Annotated in this window: 19 protein-coding genes; 13 read left to right on the top strand and 6 right to left on the bottom strand. The window is 58.5% G+C overall.

Features of this window, described 5'->3' with window-relative positions; translation table 11 throughout:
• Positions 1-51 precede the first annotated feature (51 nt).
• The 6 genes from BGI27_RS10830 to dnaA all read right to left on the bottom strand — a co-directional run bounded on the left by BGI27_RS10830 (position 52) and on the right by dnaA (position 7,358).
• Complete coding sequence (locus BGI27_RS10830; RefSeq protein ID WP_095524882.1) at positions 52-669, bottom strand: YitT family protein; 618 nt, start codon at positions 667-669, stop codon at positions 52-54.
• Positions 670-829: 160 nt separating this feature from the next.
• Entirely contained in the window at positions 830-1,312 is a 483-nt protein-coding gene (locus tag BGI27_RS10825) for an Lrp/AsnC family transcriptional regulator (protein ID WP_095524881.1), read from the bottom strand.
• Positions 1,305-3,788, bottom strand: a complete 2,484-nt coding sequence (gyrB, locus tag BGI27_RS10820; protein ID WP_095524880.1) for a DNA topoisomerase (ATP-hydrolyzing) subunit B — start codon at positions 3,786-3,788, stop codon at positions 1,305-1,307. The genes BGI27_RS10825 and gyrB overlap by 8 nt, the downstream gene beginning before the upstream one ends.
• A 50-nt stretch (positions 3,789-3,838) precedes the next feature.
• Entirely contained in the window at positions 3,839-4,201 is a 363-nt protein-coding gene (locus BGI27_RS10815) for a hypothetical protein (protein WP_095524879.1), read from the bottom strand.
• Positions 4,202-4,215: 14 nt separating this feature from the next.
• Positions 4,216-5,319 carry a DNA polymerase III subunit beta gene (gene dnaN, locus BGI27_RS10810; protein ID WP_095524878.1) on the bottom strand — a complete coding sequence of 368 codons (1,104 nt, stop codon included), beginning with the start codon at positions 5,317-5,319 and terminating at the stop codon, positions 4,216-4,218.
• Positions 5,320-5,930: 611 nt separating this feature from the next.
• On the bottom strand, positions 5,931-7,358 hold the full coding sequence (gene dnaA / locus BGI27_RS10805) for a chromosomal replication initiator protein DnaA (RefSeq protein ID WP_170943012.1): 1,428 nt from the start codon (positions 7,356-7,358) through the stop codon (positions 5,931-5,933).
• A gap of 300 nt (positions 7,359-7,658) precedes the next feature.
• On the opposite strand from dnaA, the gene rpmH reads away from it, so the two are divergent.
• The 13 genes from rpmH to BGI27_RS10740 all read left to right on the top strand — a co-directional run bounded on the left by rpmH (position 7,659) and on the right by BGI27_RS10740 (position 17,640).
• Positions 7,659-7,793 (top strand): 50S ribosomal protein L34, encoded by a 135-nt coding sequence (gene rpmH / locus BGI27_RS10800; RefSeq protein WP_018604832.1) that lies wholly within the window; start codon positions 7,659-7,661, stop codon positions 7,791-7,793.
• A 26-nt stretch (positions 7,794-7,819) separates the two neighbouring features.
• On the top strand, positions 7,820-8,197 hold the full coding sequence (rnpA, locus tag BGI27_RS10795) for a ribonuclease P protein component (RefSeq protein WP_095524876.1): 378 nt from the start codon (positions 7,820-7,822) through the stop codon (positions 8,195-8,197).
• The gene (gene yidD / locus BGI27_RS10790; RefSeq protein WP_095524875.1) at positions 8,194-8,403 is read left to right on the top strand and encodes a membrane protein insertion efficiency factor YidD; all 210 of its coding nucleotides are present in this window, start codon (positions 8,194-8,196) and stop codon (positions 8,401-8,403) included. Before rnpA ends, yidD begins: the two co-directional genes overlap by 4 nt.
• A 68-nt stretch (positions 8,404-8,471) precedes the next feature.
• Positions 8,472-10,130 carry a membrane protein insertase YidC gene (yidC, locus tag BGI27_RS10785; RefSeq protein ID WP_095524885.1) on the top strand — a complete coding sequence of 553 codons (1,659 nt, stop codon included), beginning with the start codon at positions 8,472-8,474 and terminating at the stop codon, positions 10,128-10,130.
• Complete coding sequence (gene mnmE, locus BGI27_RS10780) at positions 10,120-11,457, top strand: tRNA uridine-5-carboxymethylaminomethyl(34) synthesis GTPase MnmE (protein ID WP_095524884.1); 1,338 nt, start codon at positions 10,120-10,122, stop codon at positions 11,455-11,457. Before yidC ends, mnmE begins: the two co-directional genes overlap by 11 nt.
• Before the next feature lie 9 nt (positions 11,458-11,466).
• Entirely contained in the window at positions 11,467-11,790 is a 324-nt protein-coding gene (locus BGI27_RS10775; protein ID WP_095524874.1) for a hypothetical protein, read from the top strand.
• Between the two features lie 24 nt (positions 11,791-11,814).
• Positions 11,815-12,573: a sulfite exporter TauE/SafE family protein gene (locus BGI27_RS10770; protein WP_095524873.1), complete on the top strand. Its 759-nt coding sequence runs from the start codon at positions 11,815-11,817 to the stop codon at positions 12,571-12,573.
• A 78-nt stretch (positions 12,574-12,651) separates the two neighbouring features.
• On the top strand, positions 12,652-14,559 hold the full coding sequence (mnmG, locus tag BGI27_RS10765) for a tRNA uridine-5-carboxymethylaminomethyl(34) synthesis enzyme MnmG (RefSeq protein WP_095524872.1): 1,908 nt from the start codon (positions 12,652-12,654) through the stop codon (positions 14,557-14,559).
• A complete protein-coding gene (rsmG, locus tag BGI27_RS10760; RefSeq protein WP_095524871.1) occupies positions 14,556-15,182 on the top strand; it encodes a 16S rRNA (guanine(527)-N(7))-methyltransferase RsmG in 627 nt (208 codons plus the stop codon). Before mnmG ends, rsmG begins: the two co-directional genes overlap by 4 nt.
• 2 nt (positions 15,183-15,184) lie before the next feature.
• Positions 15,185-15,955: a ParA family protein gene (locus tag BGI27_RS10755; RefSeq protein ID WP_095524870.1), complete on the top strand. Its 771-nt coding sequence runs from the start codon at positions 15,185-15,187 to the stop codon at positions 15,953-15,955.
• A 19-nt stretch (positions 15,956-15,974) separates the two neighbouring features.
• A complete protein-coding gene (locus BGI27_RS10750; protein ID WP_095524869.1) occupies positions 15,975-16,832 on the top strand; it encodes a ParB/RepB/Spo0J family partition protein in 858 nt (285 codons plus the stop codon).
• Positions 16,832-17,143 carry a cupin domain-containing protein gene (locus tag BGI27_RS10745; RefSeq protein WP_095524868.1) on the top strand — a complete coding sequence of 104 codons (312 nt, stop codon included), beginning with the start codon at positions 16,832-16,834 and terminating at the stop codon, positions 17,141-17,143. Before BGI27_RS10750 ends, BGI27_RS10745 begins: the two co-directional genes overlap by 1 nt.
• A 113-nt stretch (positions 17,144-17,256) precedes the next feature.
• Positions 17,257-17,640, top strand: a complete 384-nt coding sequence (locus BGI27_RS10740) for a hypothetical protein (protein WP_095524867.1) — start codon at positions 17,257-17,259, stop codon at positions 17,638-17,640.
• Positions 17,641-17,656 lie beyond the last annotated feature (16 nt).

Below are 17,656 nucleotides of genomic sequence, written 5' to 3'. Positions count from 1 at the left end.
GCTCGATGTGGGATTCGACTATGCATAGCGCTTGACGGCCAAGACGGTTGCTCAGGCCTGATAACGCCCCGGACGGTGATTCATGGCGATGATCAGGTTCAGGATCACCGCGCCGCAGATAGAGGCCAGCAACAGCCTCAGATCCACCAGGAACAGGGAAGTCAGCACCACGCACACATCCACGCCCATCATCACCTTGCCTGCGCGGACGCCGTAGCGGTCCTGCAGGTAAAGCGCGAGGATGTTCACCCCGCCCAAGCTGGCCTTATGACGGAACAGCACGAGAAAACCCAGGCCCATCACCACGCTGGCCAACACGGTGGCGTAGAGCGGGTCCAGATGCGAGAAATCCATGAACTGGCCGTGCAGCTCGGTAAACACCGATACCAGCGCCACCGCGCAGAAGGTTTTCACCACGAAGCCCTTGCCCATGCGCCGGAATGCCAGCCAGTAAAAGGGCAGGTTGAGCACAAAGAAAGCCACGCCAAACTTGATGCCCGTGGCGTAGTGGATCAGGAAGGCCATGCCGGCGGTGCCGCCCGTCACGGCACCGGCCTGCTTGAGCAGGTTCGCACCGAAGGACACCACCAGGGTACCCAGGATCAGCGCCAGGACGTCTTCGACCAGACTGTGCGGAATGCGCTCGGAAATGCTTGCAGTAGTGCTCATGAAAACGCGGCAAGATGATTGAACCGTGCGATTCTAGGAAACAATTTGCACAGATCAAGCAAAATTTTCATTCTTGATCTCGGGTCATGCACCATCCAGCAGATAGCTTATCTGTTCCGGCAGATATCCAGGCGCCACTGGAATGCCAATACGTTAATACTCAGGACAATTCGCTGTCTGGCAGGGCGTTGCCTGCCTCTTTCAGGCGCTCCAGCACCACGGCCGTGCGCAGATGGCCCACGCAGTCGCGCAATCCAGCCAATTGCTGGATCAGCTGGCTCAGCTCGGCCAGATTGCCCACCGCCACCTTCAAGAGATAGTCGTAGTCGCCCGTGAGCTTGAAGGCATCGCGGATCGCCGGCTGCCGAGCCACGAAGGTATGAAAAGCCTCCACCACCTCGGGCACCTGGCTCTGCATACGCACCTCGATCACCCCCATCACCGGCGTGCCATCCGCCTGAGGCGAAAGCTGCGCGTGATAGCCAAGGATCATCCCCGCCTGCTCCAGTGCAATGCGCCGGCGCGAGCACTGCGAAGCCGAAAGCCCGATCAGCTCCGCCAGCTCCTGATTGGTGAGGCGCCCGTTATCACGCAGCAGATCGAGGATCTTGCGGTCATTGTCGTCGAGAGACAACTCAGACATCGATATTCCGCGCATTCAGGGCGTTACGTTCGATGAACTCGCGACGCGGTTCGACCTGGTCACCCATCAGTGTGGTGAAGATCTCGTCAGCGGCGATGGCGTCGTCGATCTGCACTTTGAGCAGGCGGCGCACACCCGGGTCCATGGTGGTTTCCCAGAGTTGCTCGGGGTTCATTTCGCCGAGACCCTTGTAGCGTTGCTTGCCGAGGTTGCGTTCGACTTCGTTGAGCAGCCAGACAATGGCCTCGGAGAAGCTCTTCACGGCGCTGCCCTTTTCACCACGGCGCACACTGGCGCCTTCACCGATGAGACCGGTGATGATCTGGCTGGCCCGGCGGATGGCGGGATAGTCGCCGGAAGCGAGGAATTCCGGATCTATCTCGGTGCGCTTGATATTGCCGTGGTGCAGGCGTTCGAGCGCAAGGTGCCAGCCTTCCTTGAGATCGTTGTAATAGGGCTTGACCTGGATCCCGGCAGGCAGCACGGGCTGCAGACGTTGTGCTGACGCCTGGGCAGCGGCTTCATCGGCAAGATCAAGTTCTACACCGTGGGCGAGCACAGCATGCAGTACATCGGGATCAATCCAGCTGGTGAGGCGATTGATGACGGCTTCGGCCAGCAGATAGGAACGAGCCATCTCGGCCAATGCCTCGCCTTCGATGGGGGCGGCATCCTTGCCCGGCAGCAGGGCGGCGCCATCGAGTGCGAGCTTGAGCAGGTGGGCGGAGAGCTCGTGGTCATCCTTGATGTAGAGCTCTGTGCGGCCGTGCTTGATCCTGTACAGCGGTGGCTGGGCGATGTAGATGTGGCCGCCTTCGACCAGTTCGGGCATCTGGCGATAGAAGAAGGTGAGCAGCAGCGTGCGGATGTGTGCGCCATCGACGTCCGCGTCGGTCATGATGATGATGCGGTGGTAGCGCAGTTTTTCGGGCTTGTAATCGTCCTTGCCGATACCGGTGCCGAGTGCTGTGATCAGCGTGGCGATCTGGTCGGAGGAGATCAGTTTGTCGAACCGCGCGCGCTCGACGTTGAGCACCTTGCCGCGCAGCGGGAGGATTGCCTGGAATTTGCGGTCGCGCCCCTGTTTGGCAGAACCGCCGGCGGAGTCACCTTCGACGATGTAGATCTCGCACTGGGAAGGATCCTTCTCCTGGCAATCGGCAAGCTTGCCAGGCAGGCCGATGCCGTCCAGCACGCCCTTGCGGCGTGTCATTTCACGCGCTTTGCGGGCGGCTTCGCGAGCACGAGCAGCTTCGACGATCTTGCCGCAGATAGTCTTGGCGTCGATGGGATTTTCGAGCAGGAATTCGCTGAGTTTAGCGGCCACGACTTCTTCCACCGCCGGCCGGGCTTCGCTGGATACCAGCTTCATCTTGGTCTGCGAGGCGAATTTGGGGTCCGGCATCTTCACCGACAGCACACAGGCAAGCCCTTCGCGCATGTCATCGCCGGAGATGTCGACCTTGGCCTTCTTGGCGATCTCGTTTTCCTCGATGTACTTGTTGATGATGCGCGTCATCGCGGCACGCAGGCCGGTGAGGTGGGTGCCGCCGTCGGACTGCGGAATGTTGTTGGTGAAGCACAGCACCTGCTCCTGGTAGCTGTCGTTCCACTGCATGGCGACTTCGACGGAAAGCTCGACATCCTGCACGTGACCGGTGGTGACGGTGGTGGTGCCCACGGCATTGAATACCGTGGGATGCAGCACGGTCTTGGCACGATTGATGTAGTCGACGAAGCCTTTCACGCCACCTGAGAAGGCGAAATCCTCTTCCTTGCCGTTGCGCTGGTCGACGAGCTTGATCTTGACGCCGTTGTTGAGGAATGAAAGCTCGCGCAGACGCTTGGCGAGGATCTCGTAGTGGTACTCGATCTTGCCGAAGATCTCTTCGTCAGCGAGGTAATGCACGCGCGTACCGCGCTTGTCGGTATCGCCCAGGACTTTCAGAGGCGAGACTTCAACGCCGTTCTGTACCTCGATCTCTCGATTGATCGGCTTGCCCTGGTTGAATTCGATGAAGTGGCGCTTGCCATCGCGCGCGATGGTGAGCCGCAGCCACTTGGACAGTGCATTCACGCAGGAAACGCCCACGCCGTGCAGGCCGCCGGACACCTTGTAGCTGTTCTGGTTGAACTTGCCACCGGCATGCAGCACGCACATCACGATCTCGGCAGCCGAGCGCTTGGGCTCGTGCTTATCATCGAACTTGATGCCCACCGGAATACCGCGACCATTGTCGGTCACCGAGATGGAATTGTCAGTGTGGATGGTAACCACGATGTCATCGCAATGGCCCGCAAGCGCTTCGTCGATCGCGTTGTCGACGACTTCGAACACCATGTGGTGCAGACCGGTGCCATCGGAGGTGTCTCCGATATACATGCCGGGCCGCTTGCGCACGGCTTCCAGGCCTTCGAGCTGCCGGATGGAGGATTCGTCGTAATCGGCTTGTTGCGGTTTGTTTTGCTCGGACATTGTGTTCAATCAGTTCGGATTCGAGGGGCTGTTGGGGACGGGCTGACTGCTCAGTCACTTTCTGGCTGGCTGGCGTCGATCTGGATCAGGCGGCCGGTGCGATCGAAAAGCAGGCGGCCTTCGCCGGCATAGCTTTGTTCGGTCTGCCACTTGAAACTGCCGAAATAGAGCGAGGCGAGGCCGGTATCGAGGATCTGCAGTTCATCCGGCTTTCCCAGCAGCTGCTCGACCTCGCCACGCAACATACCGATCTGCAGGGCAGCAAACCGGCTTCCAGGAATGATCTCGCCAATGACGAGGCCATGCACGGAATCCTTGCCGATGATCTGGCGCTCACCCGGCGTGGCCTGGACGAGCGAGGGAATCATCAGGATGTTGAGGGCCAGCAGGCTGAGCAGCAGCTTGAGTCTCACGACAGTCTCCCGGATCAGATGCGCATCGGCATCACCACAGCCTTGAACTGATCGTTTTCCGGCAAGGTGAAGAGCGCTGAGGACATCGGTTCGTTGAGGTGGATCTCGACGCTTTCGGTGCCCACATTGTTGAGCATGTCGAGCAGGTAGGTAACGTTGAAGCCCAGTTCCAATGGTTCGCCGGAATAGGCGACTTCAAGTTCTTCCTGCGCCTCTTCCTGCTCGGCGTTGGAGCTGATCACGCGCAACAGACCGGGCTCGAGCACCACACGCAGGCCCCGGAACTTCTCGTTGGTGAGGATCGCGGCGCGCTGCAGCGCAGCCAGCAGGCTGGCGCGGTGGGCAATGACCAAACGCGGATTGCCTTGCGGGATCACGCGATCGTAGTCCGGGAACTTGCCATCGATGAGCTTGGTGATCAACTCGATGGGGCCGAAGCGGAAAGCAGCCTGATTGCCGGTGATGGTGATGTCGACGGGGTCGTCGCTGTCAGCCAGCTGGCGGTTGAGTTCAAGCACGGTCTTGCGCGGCAAGATCACTTCGGTGCGGGCGTATTCCTGTTCCAGCATGTTGGACGACAGCGCGAGGCGGTGACCGTCGGTGGCGACCAGACGCAGTTCGTTGCCCAGCACCTGCATCAGCAGGCCGTTGAGGTAGTAACGGATGTCCTGTGCGGCCATGGCGTAGGCCACTTGCGCAAGCTGACGGCGGAAATCCTTCTGCGACATGCGCAGGTTGAGGCTCTCACCGGAATTGAGCTGCATGCGCGGGTAATCGGCCGCGGGCAGGGTCTGCAGCGCATAGCGGCTCTTGCCGGCTTTCAGCGTGAGACGCTTGTCGTCCAGCACCAGACTGATCTCGCCGTCTGGCAGCGCGCGCAGGATGTCTTGCAGCTTGCGTGCGGAAACGGTGATGGATGCGCTTTCGCCACCCCCTGGCGTGCTCTGGTGTGTCGTGATCTGGATCTCGATGTCCGTGGCCAGCAGTGTGAGTGCTTCAGCCTGCTTCTCGATCAGAACATTGGAGAGGATGGGGAGGGTATGACGCTTCTCGACGATGCCGGAGACGGACTGCAATGGAGCCAGCAGAGCATCACGAGTTGTAGTTAACAGAAGCATTTATATAAACCTCCTAATACTTATATAGCGGCCAGGTTTCTGTGGATAACTGGGTTTTCTGCTTATGAAACAATATTCAGGGCTTGTGCATCACGTTGTTTGCAAGCGGGGGGTGAAGTCTGTGGGGAATTGGGGATGATTTATCGGGATCACCTTGAAGACTTGTTTACTCACATTCCGCTCACGGCTTCCACGCAGACTTGTTCACAACATTGTCCGTGCTGCCGGCCTTCAATGGCCTGACAAGCTGACTGCCGGCAACAGAAGATTCGTATCGGATCCGGTTGTTGTCTTCAGAGCCTGGATGAACTCTCCGGCAAGAAGATCATCAAGGTCCAGATTGTCAGCCACGTGCGCGGCAATCATGAAGGTACTTGTTGTTAACAGAAGTATTTATATAACTTCCTAATACTTATATAGCGAGCTGTTTTCTGTGGAAAACCTTTTAAAGTCTTTGTAAAACAATTGCTTGAGGCTGTTCATCAGCTTGTTGGCAAGTGGGGGTTGAAGCCTGTGGGCAGTTGTGGACTGTTTTCGTCGTCAGTTGTTCGGGCCGGCTTTCCCACATTTGATCAAGCCTCATTCCCCAGGCTTGTCCACAGTCTGGGTACTTATCCTTTCAGTGTCTGGGTGAGTACATACAGATCGTGATTGAGCTGTTGATCGTTCAGTCGCAGTTCGGCGATGGTGCCGCAGGCATGCAGAACGGTGGTGTGGTCGCGGCCACCGAAGGCTTCGCCGATCATCGGCAATGAGGCCGGGGTAAGTTCGCGTGCCAGGTACATGGCGATCTGGCGTGGCCGTGCGATGTTGCGTGTGCGTTTCTTGGACAGCAGCTCGGCCAGCTTGAGCTTGAAGAAGTCGGCAACAGTCTTCTGGATCAGTTCGATGGTGATCTGGCGGTTGTGGGCAGCCAGCAGATCGCGCAGGGCTTCGCGAGCCAGTTCCAGGCTGATTTCCCGGCTGTTGAAGCGTGCGTAGGCCACTACCTTCTTCAGGGCGCCTTCAAGCTCGCGCACGTTGGAGCGCAGGTTCTTGGCAATCAGGAAGGCGACGTCGTCCGGTAACGGTACGTTGTCCAGCGCGGCCTTTTTCTTGAGGATGGCGATGCGCATCTCCAGTTCGGGCGGCTCGATCTGCACCGTGAGACCCCAGTCGAAGCGGGAGATGAGGCGGTCTTCCAGGCCCTGGATATCCTTGGGATAGGTATCGCAGGTGATCACGATCTGTTTCTTGGCTTCGGTGAGTGCGTTGAAAGCGTAGAAAAACTCGTCGCGAGTACGTTCCTTATTGCCGACGCCGAGGAACTGGATATCGTCGATCAGCAGCAGATCCAGTCCGCGGTAGTAACGCTGGAAGGCGTCGAAATTCTTTTGCTGGTAAGCGCGAAGCACATCGGAGAAGTAATCCTCGACGTGGACGTAGCGCACCACGGCCTTCGGATTGTGGCGCAGCACCTCGTTGCCGATAGCATGGATCAAGTGGGTCTTGCCGAGGCCGACGCCCCCATAGACAAACAGCGGGTTGTAGGTGCCGCCGGGATTGTTGGCGACCGAGATAGCCGCTGCACGTGCCAAGTCGTTGGCGCGACCGGTGACCAGGGTGTCGAAGGTGAATGAGGGGTTGAGCCTTGTCTTTTCGTAGGTGCTGCCATTCGCGTTGCTGCTGGAAATGACGGCGGGCGCTTCGCTGGTTGCAGGCTTTCCCTTGTTCGAAGCGGTTGCTGCTGCAGTGGATGTAGCAGACACAACGGGGGCGCTGGCAGGAGAAGCTGCGCGAGGGGCTGCAGGTTTCTTCGGGCTGCCGAGCTGGAAGCTCAGAGGAGTGACGGCGCCGAAGAATTCTTCGGCCAATTGTTCCAGGCGTTGCTGGTAGCGCTCGCGCACCCATTGCAGCACGAAGCGGTTCGGAGCAAGGAGACAGATACCCCCTGCTTCGCTTTCACCGATTTCGAGCGTGCGGATCCAGGTGTTGAACTGTTGGGGCGGCAGTTCACTTTCCAGACGGACAAGGCAGGCGGACCAGAAGGCGTGACTCACGATGTTTTCAGACTTGATGTTCAATATCGCATGCCACGCAGGGCACGCAAAGGCCCCGGCGTGCCGGGATTGGAAATACATGAGCCGATGGCTTGGCGCTGTCGACTGATTTAGGCGGGGGGACAGTCCACTCCCTTCTGGATTGACCGAGGGCTGGGAACTGCGAGGACGAATTCTAGCGTTTTCGAACAGATTTATCCACAGGCAGCTGTTGAAGACTTCCGGGAATTCTCTTGACAAACAGGTAGCTAGACTGTCTAATCGCGAGTTCGCCAAGTCGGTCGATTTAGGAATCTGATCATGAAACGCACCTATCAACCCTCCGTGGTTCGTCGCAAGCGCACGCACGGTTTCCTGGTTCGCATGGCTACCAAGGGTGGTCGCAAGGTCATCGCTGCGCGTCGTGCCAAGGGCCGCCATCGTCTGGCTGTCTGACCGGCCGGCTGCGGCTTTGTTGCACGATGTCAAGAGTGCATCAGGCAGAGCAGGCAGCGGTTGTGTCGTACGCGTACCCGCGAACGTACAGGTTATGCAAAACGGATGATTATTCATCCGTTTTTGCTTTTCGGAAGGCGATCCGGGGGCGCTACTTCATGCTGCATTACCGCCCGAATGGCGGTAGCAGTGCGCGCTTTGGTGCCGTGATCGCCAAACGGCTGGCCAAGCGCGCGGTGCAGCGCAATCTGCTCAAACGCCTTGGCCGAGAGACGTTCCGGCTGCGTCGTGACGACCTTCCGGGTTGTGATCTGATCCTGCGACTGAACGCAAGCGTGAAGGGTGCATCAAAGGCCCAGTTGCGTGAAGACATCGTCACCTTGCTGCAGCGATTGCCCAGATGAAGACGCTGTTCATCGGTTTGTTGAAGTTCTATCGTTTTGCGATCAGTCCCTGGCTGGGCAACCGTTGCCGTTTTCATCCGAGCTGTTCCGCTTATGCCATCGAAGCCATTGAAAAACATGGCATCATCAGAGGTTTCCGGCTGGCTGTATGGCGGGTAATGCGCTGTCACCCATGGAACGACGGCGGGCATGATCCTGTGCCCTGATCATCGCATCGCAACAGTCTGGTTTTTTCTGATCCTCCGATATTCCACCTAGAGTTTCTATCATGCAGATGGATTTCAAGCGTTTGATCCTGGCAGTGGTATTTGCCTTCTCAATAATCCTGCTGTGGGAACGCTGGGTGCAACACAACACCCCGGCGGCAGTGCCTGAAACGGCTCAATCTGCTGCAGCCGCAGATAGTTCCATTCCCGCGCCTATGGCTTCCACCGAGCCTGGAACTACCGTGCCGGCGGGAACTGCGGCAACACTTTCCGCCTACGCCGAAGCGCCGCGCGTGACTGTGCGTACCGACATGATGGAAGCCGTGGTCTCCGCGGTCGGCGGCGATCTGATCCATGTGGAACTTACCCATCACAAGGATTCAGAGGATCACTCCAAGAATTTCGTGGTGCTGCAGGAAAGCGGTAAGCATCAGTACATTGCCAATACCGGCTTGCTCGGTGCGGAAGGTTTGCCCACCCACAAGACCATCCTTGAACCCGAGCAGACTGGGTATGTACTCAAGGATGGTGAGAATTCCCTGGTGGTGCGTCTGAAGGCGCCGGCATCGGCGGGGATCGAAGTCACCAAGCTGTTGACTTTCTATCGTGGCTCCTATGTTGTCGATGTGGCTTATGAAATCAACAACACCAGTGACAAGCCGTTGAACGCAACGGCATATTTTCAGCTGGCACGTGATGGTCAGCCTGCTGAACATACCAAGGGCTTCTTCGGCGGTGTATCAACTTTCACCGGACCGGCTTTCTTTACTCAGGAAGGCAAGTTCCAGAAGGTTGAATTCAAGAAGATCGAAAACAACGAAACCAGCTTCGTCAAGTCCGCCAAGGATGGCTGGGTGGCGATGGTGCAGCACTACTTCGTGAGTGCATGGCTGCCGAATGGCGACGTGCAGCGCGAGTTCTATACCCACAAGATCAGCAACGATTTCTATGGTGCTGGTGTGAAGCTGCCGGTGCAAGTAGCTGCTGGAGCCAAGCAGAGCATCGATGTGCCCTTGTATGTTGGTCCTCAGGAGCAGGATAAGCTTGCCAAGCTGGCTACCGGTTTCAACAAGGTGGTGGACTACGGTCTGGTGACCATCTTTGCCGAGCCCCTGTTCTGGGTACTGAATATGATCCACAAGATCGTCGGCAACTGGGGCTGGTCGATCATTCTGGTGACGATCCTGATCAAGGCCTTGTTCTTCCCGTTGTCGGCCGCCAGCTACAAGTCCATGGCCAAGATGAAGACGCTGATGCCGCGTATGAAGGCGCTGCAGGAGCGTTACAAGGACGACAAGATGAAGCTCAATCAGGCCATGATGGAGCTCTACAAGACCGAGAAGGTCAATCCGATGGGTGGCTGTCTGCCGATCCTGGTGCAGATGCCGGTATTCATCGCGTTGTATTGGGTACTGTTGTCGGTGGTTGAAATGCGCCAGGCTCCGTGGATGTTCTGGATCACCGATCTGTCGGTGAAGGATCCGTATTTCATCCTGCCATTGATCATGGGCGCCACCATGTTCATCCAGACCAAGCTCAACCCCACACCGCCTGATCCGATGCAGGCCAAGGTGATGATGATCATGCCGATCATGTTCACCTTCATGTTCCTGTGGTTCCCCTCTGGTCTGGTGCTGTACTGGGTGGTGAACAACATTCTTTCCATTGCTCAGCAATGGTACGTGACGCGGATGATCGAGCGTGGCGAAGCCAAGGCTGCAAGATGATGTGATCGCTGCCGTTGCGACCGCACCCGGTCGCGGCGGCATCGGTGTGGTCCGGGTGTCCGGCCCGGATCTCGCCGGTTTTGCGCAGGAACTCACCGGACGTTCCCCAAAGCCGCGTCACGCCAGCCTGGCGAATTTTCTCGACGCAAACAGCGAGCCCATCGATCAAGGGCTGTTGCTGTATTTTCCTGCACCGCATTCCTATACCGGCGAAGACGTGATTGAGCTGCAGGGCCATGGTGGTCCGGTGGTGATGCAGATGCTGCTGTCACGTTGTCTGGAGCTTGGTGCCAGGTTTGCCGAACCTGGTGAGTTCACTCGCCGGGCCTTTCTCAATGATCGTTTGGATCTTGCGCAGGCGGAAGGCGTGGCCGATCTCATCGATGCGTCCACCACGGCGGCAGCACGGTCGGCTCTGCGTTCGCTGCGTGGCGGTTTTTCCGATGCCATTCATGCTTGGCGTGATCAACTCGTGGATCTGCGCATGCTGGTGGAAGCGACGCTGGATTTTCCCGATGAGGAAGTTGATTTTCTTGAAGCTGCGCGTGCGCTGGCCCGACTGGCTTCACTGGAAGAAGCGCTTCAGACTTTGCTGGCAAAGGCTCAGCAGGGAAGTCTGCTGAGGCGAGGATTGCAGGTAGTACTGGCGGGTCAGCCTAATGTCGGCAAATCCAGTCTGTTGAACCGGCTATCCGGGGAAGAGCGTGCCATTGTCACCGAGGTAGCGGGTACGACGCGGGATGTCCTGCGCGAGGCTATCCAGATAGAAGGCATTCCACTGCACATCATCGATACTGCTGGTCTGCGTGATACCGAGGATGTGGTGGAGAAGATCGGTATCGAACGGACTTGGCGTGAAATCGCCAGTGCGGATGTGGTGTTGCGCCTGGTGAGTGCCCGGCAGGGAATCACGTCTGAAGATCACGTCATCGATTCCAGATTACCTGAAGGTGTTCCGGTTATCTGGGTGTTCAACAAGCTGGATCTGCTTGATGCTCCAGCCAGACGAGAGCAGCGAGAGGATGGACTGCACATCTGGTTGTCGGCCAAAACCGGGCAGGGCATCGAACTGTTGCAGCAGGCTTTGTTGAAAATTGCCGGTTGGGAAGCTCATGGCGAGGATGTCTATCTTGCGCGGGAGCGTCATCTGGAAGCCTTGCGCTCGGCGCTCGGACATGTGGCCTTGGCGCATGGGCAATTTGAAGCGCTCGATCTGATGGCAGAAGAGTTGCGTCTGGCGCAGGAAAAAGTTAATAGCATCACCGGCGAGTTCGGTGCCGATGATTTATTGGGTGTGATTTTCTCTCGGTTCTGTATCGGAAAGTAGGGAGGGTTCATGTCGCAATTCGAGGATCAAAGGCGCGAAGCAGAGCAGATTTCCCGGCAACTGGCAGCGACGTTGGTGGCAATGGGGATCGATTGGAATGATGAACGTGCGTTGCGTGTGCTGGCGCGTGAAGCGCTGGCTCTCGGTGAGAAGGGCACGGTTGGTTTGCCTTCAACGACACCTGTGGATCTTGCGCGGATCAAATTCTTCGGTCTTGTTGGATTGATGTTACGAACGATGGAAGAGGGCGCACAAGAAGGCGAACTTATCCATGGCTCAGATGTATGGAAGGCTGTGGCAAAAGCGTTGTGGGCAGAGAAAAGCCCGGACTGAACAATTTGTTTCACGTGGAACATCATGCTGGATTGGGGATTGCTGGTTTGTGGGGCCTTTCTTGCGGGATTGGTTGACGCGGTAGTCGGGGGCGGCGGCTTGATACTGGTTCCGCTGCTGCTCAGTGTGATGCCAGAAGTCAGCATTCCTGTCTTGTTCGGCACAAACAAGCTGGCGGCCATTGCAGGGACAGCGAGTGCGGCGTTCCGTTACGCGCGCAGGATTGAGATCCCTTGGCATATCGTAAGGCCGGCCAGCGTGGCAGCGCTCGCTGGTGCAGCCAGTGGTGCTGCGGTCGTTTCGTTCCTTCCACCGGAGGCTATGCGACCGCTGGTGCTTGTATTGCTGTTGGCGGTTGGTCTCTATGTCTGGCTCAAACCAGATTTCGGTAAACAGGCTGGGAAAGCACCTGACAGACACACACGCAAACTGGCATCTCTGGCTGGTTTCTGCATTGGGTTTTATGATGGATTTTTTGGACCAGGAACGGGCAGCTTTCTGATCTTTTGCTTCGTGCGTTGGTTTGGCATAAATATGTTGCAAGCGTCCGCGAGTGCCAAGTTTGTGAATCTGGCAACCAATCTTGCTGCGTTGATCTATTTCTTCTCGCACGAAGGCGTACTCTGGCAGCTTGGTCTCACGATGGCTGTTGCCAATATTGCTGGTGCTCAAACTGGAAGTCATATTGCATTGAATCGTGGTAATGGCTTCGTGCGGGTTTTGTTACTGATCATGGTTTCGGTGCTTTTTGTTCGTCTTGCCTGGACGTATTTCTTTGCATGATGTTTCACGTGAAACATCATTGGTCGTCGTAACCAGCCGGCGTATCATTGCCAGCCTTGTGCCATTTTCTGTATCGACATGCTGTATCCGGAACGTTTCGATGTCATCGTGGTGGGCGGCGGACATGCCGGCACCGAAGCTGCACTTGCCGCCGCACGCATGGGCAGCAAGACTTTGTTGTTGACCCACAATATCGAAACCCTGGGGCAGATGAGCTGCAATCCCTCCATTGGCGGGATCGGCAAGAGCCATCTGGTGAAGGAGGTCGATGCGTTGGGAGGCGCCATGGCGGCTGCCACCGACGAAGGCGGGATCCAGTTCCGCATTCTGAATGCCTCCAAAGGCCCAGCCGTACGTGCCACACGTGCCCAGGCGGATCGCATTCTGTACAAAGCGGCTATTCGTCGTCGGCTGGAAAATCAACCTAATCTGACTCTGTTTCAGCAGGCTGTTGATGACATCACGGTGCAGGGGGACCGGGTAACCGGTGTACTTACGCAGATCGGCATTCGCTTTGAAGCACCGACGGTGGTTTTGACCGCAGGCACATTCCTCAATGGCCGCATCCACGTTGGTCTGGAGAACCATTCTGGCGGACGTGCTGGAGATCCTCCGGCGATTGCCTTGTCCCAGCGGTTGCGCGAACTGGCCCTGCCGGTCGGTCGTCTGAAAACAGGGACTCCGCCGCGTATCGACGGCAAAACGGTGGACTTCTCTGTGATGCAGGAGCAGCACAGCGACAATCCCTTGCCCGTATTCTCGTTTCTCGGCAACGTGGCCCAGCATCCGCGTCAGATGCCTTGCTGGGTCACGCGTACCAATGAACGCACCCACGAAATCATCCGGGGTGGTCTGGATCGTTCCCCCATGTATACCGGCGTGATCGAAGGTGTCGGGCCACGCTATTGCCCCTCGATCGAGGACAAGATTCACCGCTTTGCCGACAAGGACAGCCATCACGTCTTTCTTGAACCGGAAAGCCTCAGCTCGCATGAGCTGTATCCGAACGGCATTTCAACGTCGCTGCCTTTCGATGTTCAGCTGGCCTTGGTGCGCTCCATCCACGGGATGGAGAACGCGCATATCCTGCGTCCCGGCTACGCCATCGAATACGATTATTTCGACCCGTGCAACCTGAAGTCCAGCTTCGAGACCAAGACGATCAGCGGTCTCTTCTTTGCCGGCCAGATCAATGGCACCACGGGCTATGAGGAAGCCGCAGCGCAGGGCCTGCTGGCGGGCACCAATGCTGCGCTGCAGGCGCAGGGCCGATCCGCCTGGTGCCCGGCACGTAGCGAAAGCTACCTGGGCGTGATGGTGGATGATCTGATCACGCGCGGTGTGACCGAGCCTTACCGGATGTTCACCTCGCGTGCCGAGTATCGTCTGTCTCTGCGCGAAGACAATGCCGACCTGCGCCTGACCGAGCAGGGCAGGGCTCTGGGGCTGGTGGATGACACCCGTTGGACTGCATTCTCTGCCAAGCGGGAAGCCATCGAACGGGGGCTGGCTAGCTTGCACGCCAGTTGGGCCGTGCCACACAAATTGCAGGATGGTGAAGCTGAGGAAATCTTCGGCCAGCCGCTGGAGCGCGAATACCGGTTTTTCGACCTGCTGCGTCGGCCGAATATGGATTACGCGCGTCTGATGCGGCTTTCCACCGCACCGGCGGCCGAAACGGATCCTCAGGTGGTCGAGCAGATCGAGATTACGGCACGCTACCAGGGCTATATCGAGCGCCAGCAGGAAGAAGTGCAGCGTCTGGCTGGGCAGGAAAATGCCGAACTGCCGGCCGACATGGATTACACCGGCGTGCCCGGCCTGTCGCGCGAGATCCAGCAGAAGCTGACTCAGCAACGCCCGCAGACGCTGGGGCAGGCCTCGCGTATTCCTGGCGTGACGCCAGCAGCCGTTGCCCTGCTGATGATCCACCTGAAGAAGCGCGACATGCAGCGCGGCGCAGCCAGTCGTGAGGTCCGCGCATGAGCGTTGCGCAGCGTCTTGCGGCCGGGGTCGCAAAGCTCGGTCTGGATCTGGATGAGCGGACTCAGGAGCGCCTGCTGGCCTATGGCGCGTTACTGACGAAATGGAACAAGGTTTACAACCTCACGGCGATCCGTGACGAGGCCGGTCTGATCGATCTGCATCTGCTGGATTCTCTGACCATGTTGCCCTGGGTGAAGGACTTCAGTGCGATTGCCGATGTCGGTACCGGCGGCGGGTTGCCAGGTATTCCGCTGGCGATCTGTCGGCCCGGGATGGCTGTTACGCTGGTCGAAACCGTAGGCAAGAAGGCAAGTTTCCTGCAACAGGCCAAGGCCGAGCTGGGGCTTGAGAATGTCACTGTGCACAACTGCCGTGTGGAGCAGTTGCAGCCATCCCTCCCGTTTCCAGCTGTCATCTCCCGGGCCTTTTCCAGCCTGCGGGATTTCACTGCGCTCACCGGCCAGCTACTGGCCCCGGAAGGCGTATGGCTTGCCATGAAGGGCGTGTATCCTGACGATGAACTCGCGGCGCTGCCTTCGAGTATCGAGCTGCGTGCCGTACATCGCCTCGAAGTGCCTGCGGTAGCGGCGGAAAGACATCTCCTCATCCTCTCCCGGAACTGACCATGGCCCGCATCTTCGCAGTCGCCAACCAGAAGGGTGGCGTCGGAAAAACCACCAGCACCGTGAATCTTGCGGCTGCGCTCGCATTGCTGGAGCAGCGCGTACTGCTCGTCGACCTCGATCCACAGGGCAATGCCACGATGGGTTCAGGCGTAGACAAGCGCACGGTGCCCAGCACGGTCTATCAGGTGCTGATCGGCGAACAGGATGTAGCGACTGCGCGTGTCCGCTCCGAAACGGGCAATTACGATGTGCTGGCTTCCAACCGTGAACTGGCCGGGGCCGAGATCGAACTGGTCGAGCTGGAAAACCGCGAGAAGCGTCTGAAGCAGGCGCTGGCTGTCGTGGATGGCGAATATGACTTCATCCTTGTCGACTGCCCGCCGAGTCTTTCCATGCTCACGCTCAATGGTCTGTGTGCTGCCAATGGCGTGATCATTCCCATGCAATGTGAGTATTACGCGCTGGAAGGCCTGTCCGACCTGGTCAACACCATCAAGCAGGTGCACGCCAAGCTCAATCGCGATCTGAAGATCATCGGTCTGTTGCGCGTGATGTTCGATCCGCGCAGCACACTGTCGCAGCAGGTCTCTGCCCAGCTGGAAGCCCATTTCGGCGATAAGGTGTTCAAGGCCATCATCCCGCGCAACGTGCGTTTGGCCGAAGCGCCCAGCCACGGCCTGCCCGGCGTGGTATTCGACCGCGGCTCCAAGGGAGCCCAAGCCTATATTGCCTTCGCCGCAGAGATGATCGGGCGCATCAAGACGATTTGAACGACGGAAATCCGGATTCATGAAACCCAAGACCAAAGGCCTCGGTCGCGGCCTCGAAGCCCTGCTGGGCGGCGACGACCTCCCTGCCAGTGATGCCGGCAATCTCACCACGCTCGCCGTAGGCAAACTGCAGCCGGGACGCTACCAGCCCCGTACACGCATGGATGCCGGCTCGTTGGAGGAGCTGGCGGCCTCCATCCGTGCCCAGGGCCTGATGCAGCCGATCACCGTGCGCAGCGTGGGCGATGCACGTTATGAAATCATTGCGGGTGAGCGTCGCTGGCGCGCTGCGCAGATCGCCGAACTGACCGAAGTGCCGGTGATCATCCGTGAGATCCCCGACGAGGCTGCACTGGCCATGTCGCTGATCGAGAACATTCAGCGCGAGGATCTGAATCCGCTCGAAGAAGCCACCGGCATCCAGCGTCTGATCGATGAATTCGGCATGACGCATCAGCAGGCGGCCGATGCGGTCGGCCGCTCGCGGCCAGCAACCTCCAACCTGCTGCGCCTGCTGCAACTGCCCAAGCCGGTGCAGGAACTGCTGATGGCTGGCGACGTCGAGATGGGGCACGCGCGTAGTCTGCTTGCGCTGGAGCCTGCCAAGCAGATCCTGCTGGCCAATGAAGTCGTTGCCAGGCGGCTTTCTGTGCGCGAGACCGAGAAGCTCGTCAATGCGCAGTTCAAGCCCAAGGAAGACAGCCTCAAGGCGCGTCCCGAGGCAGATCGTGATGTCCTGCGTCTGCAGGAGGAACTGGCGGACAAGCTGGGGGCCGTCGTGAAGATCAAGGCCAACCGGAAGGGCGCTGGCGCCCTGACCATCGAGTTCGCCAGCCTGGATCAGCTCGATGGGCTGATCGGCCGTCTGCAGGCCTGATGAATCTGTTGCACCCCCTGCCGGCTGCCGGCGCGGAAGAGCATTTCCAGACCTTGCTGAGCCGCCCCGGCGTGCGCATGGAGCGCATCGTCTCGGATGGTCAGGCGAGTCCGCCGGGCTTCTGGTACGAGCAGGCAGAGGATGAATGGGTTCTGCTGCTGCAGGGTAACGCCACGCTGGAGTATTCGGACGGCATTATCTACGCCTTGACGAGTGGTGATTCCCTGTTGATCCCGGCCGGGCTCAGGCACCGTGTGATGCATACCGGTCCGCGCACCGTATGGCTGGCGCTCTTCGTTCCTGCGTCTTGAGGTTTGTTTGCGGGGAAATGGGTTAGCATGCTGCGGCTGTCGCCATCTGCTGCAGCAAGGAGAAGACCAACACAGCCGGCATCCTTCCTCATGGGTGCCACCGGGAGACAAGGATGATCCGCAGAATCCTGATCGCCGCCATGCTGGCCTCCGCGATTCCGCTGGCCCAGGCACAGGCACCCGCCTGTTTCGAGCCGAAGCAGAAGTTTGATGCCCGTTTCGTGGGCAACTGGGAAATCGCGCAATGGCAGGTGCGGTATTCGATCCGCCAGCAAGGCAACCAGATCTGCCTGTACGCGCGGGATGCCTCGGCCAATGAATGGTTCCAGATCAGCGGTCTGGATTGGGATGGCAAGACGCTGGCTGCCAGCTTCCTGCTGCCATCCACCAAATGGCGCACGGAAAGCCGGCTGACGCTGCTGGACAATAACCGCGTCCGCGACGAATACAGCCATCCCGAAGGCCGGCAGACCGATGTGTGGACCCGGCGCAAATGATCTTCCGCTTGCGCCG

Origin of the sequence: Candidatus Dactylopiibacterium carminicum (assembly GCF_014736495.1) — a bacterium.
GTDB lineage: Bacteria > Pseudomonadota > Gammaproteobacteria > Burkholderiales > Rhodocyclaceae > Uliginosibacterium > Uliginosibacterium carminicum.
This window is presented reverse-complemented; position numbering and strand designations above follow the sequence as displayed.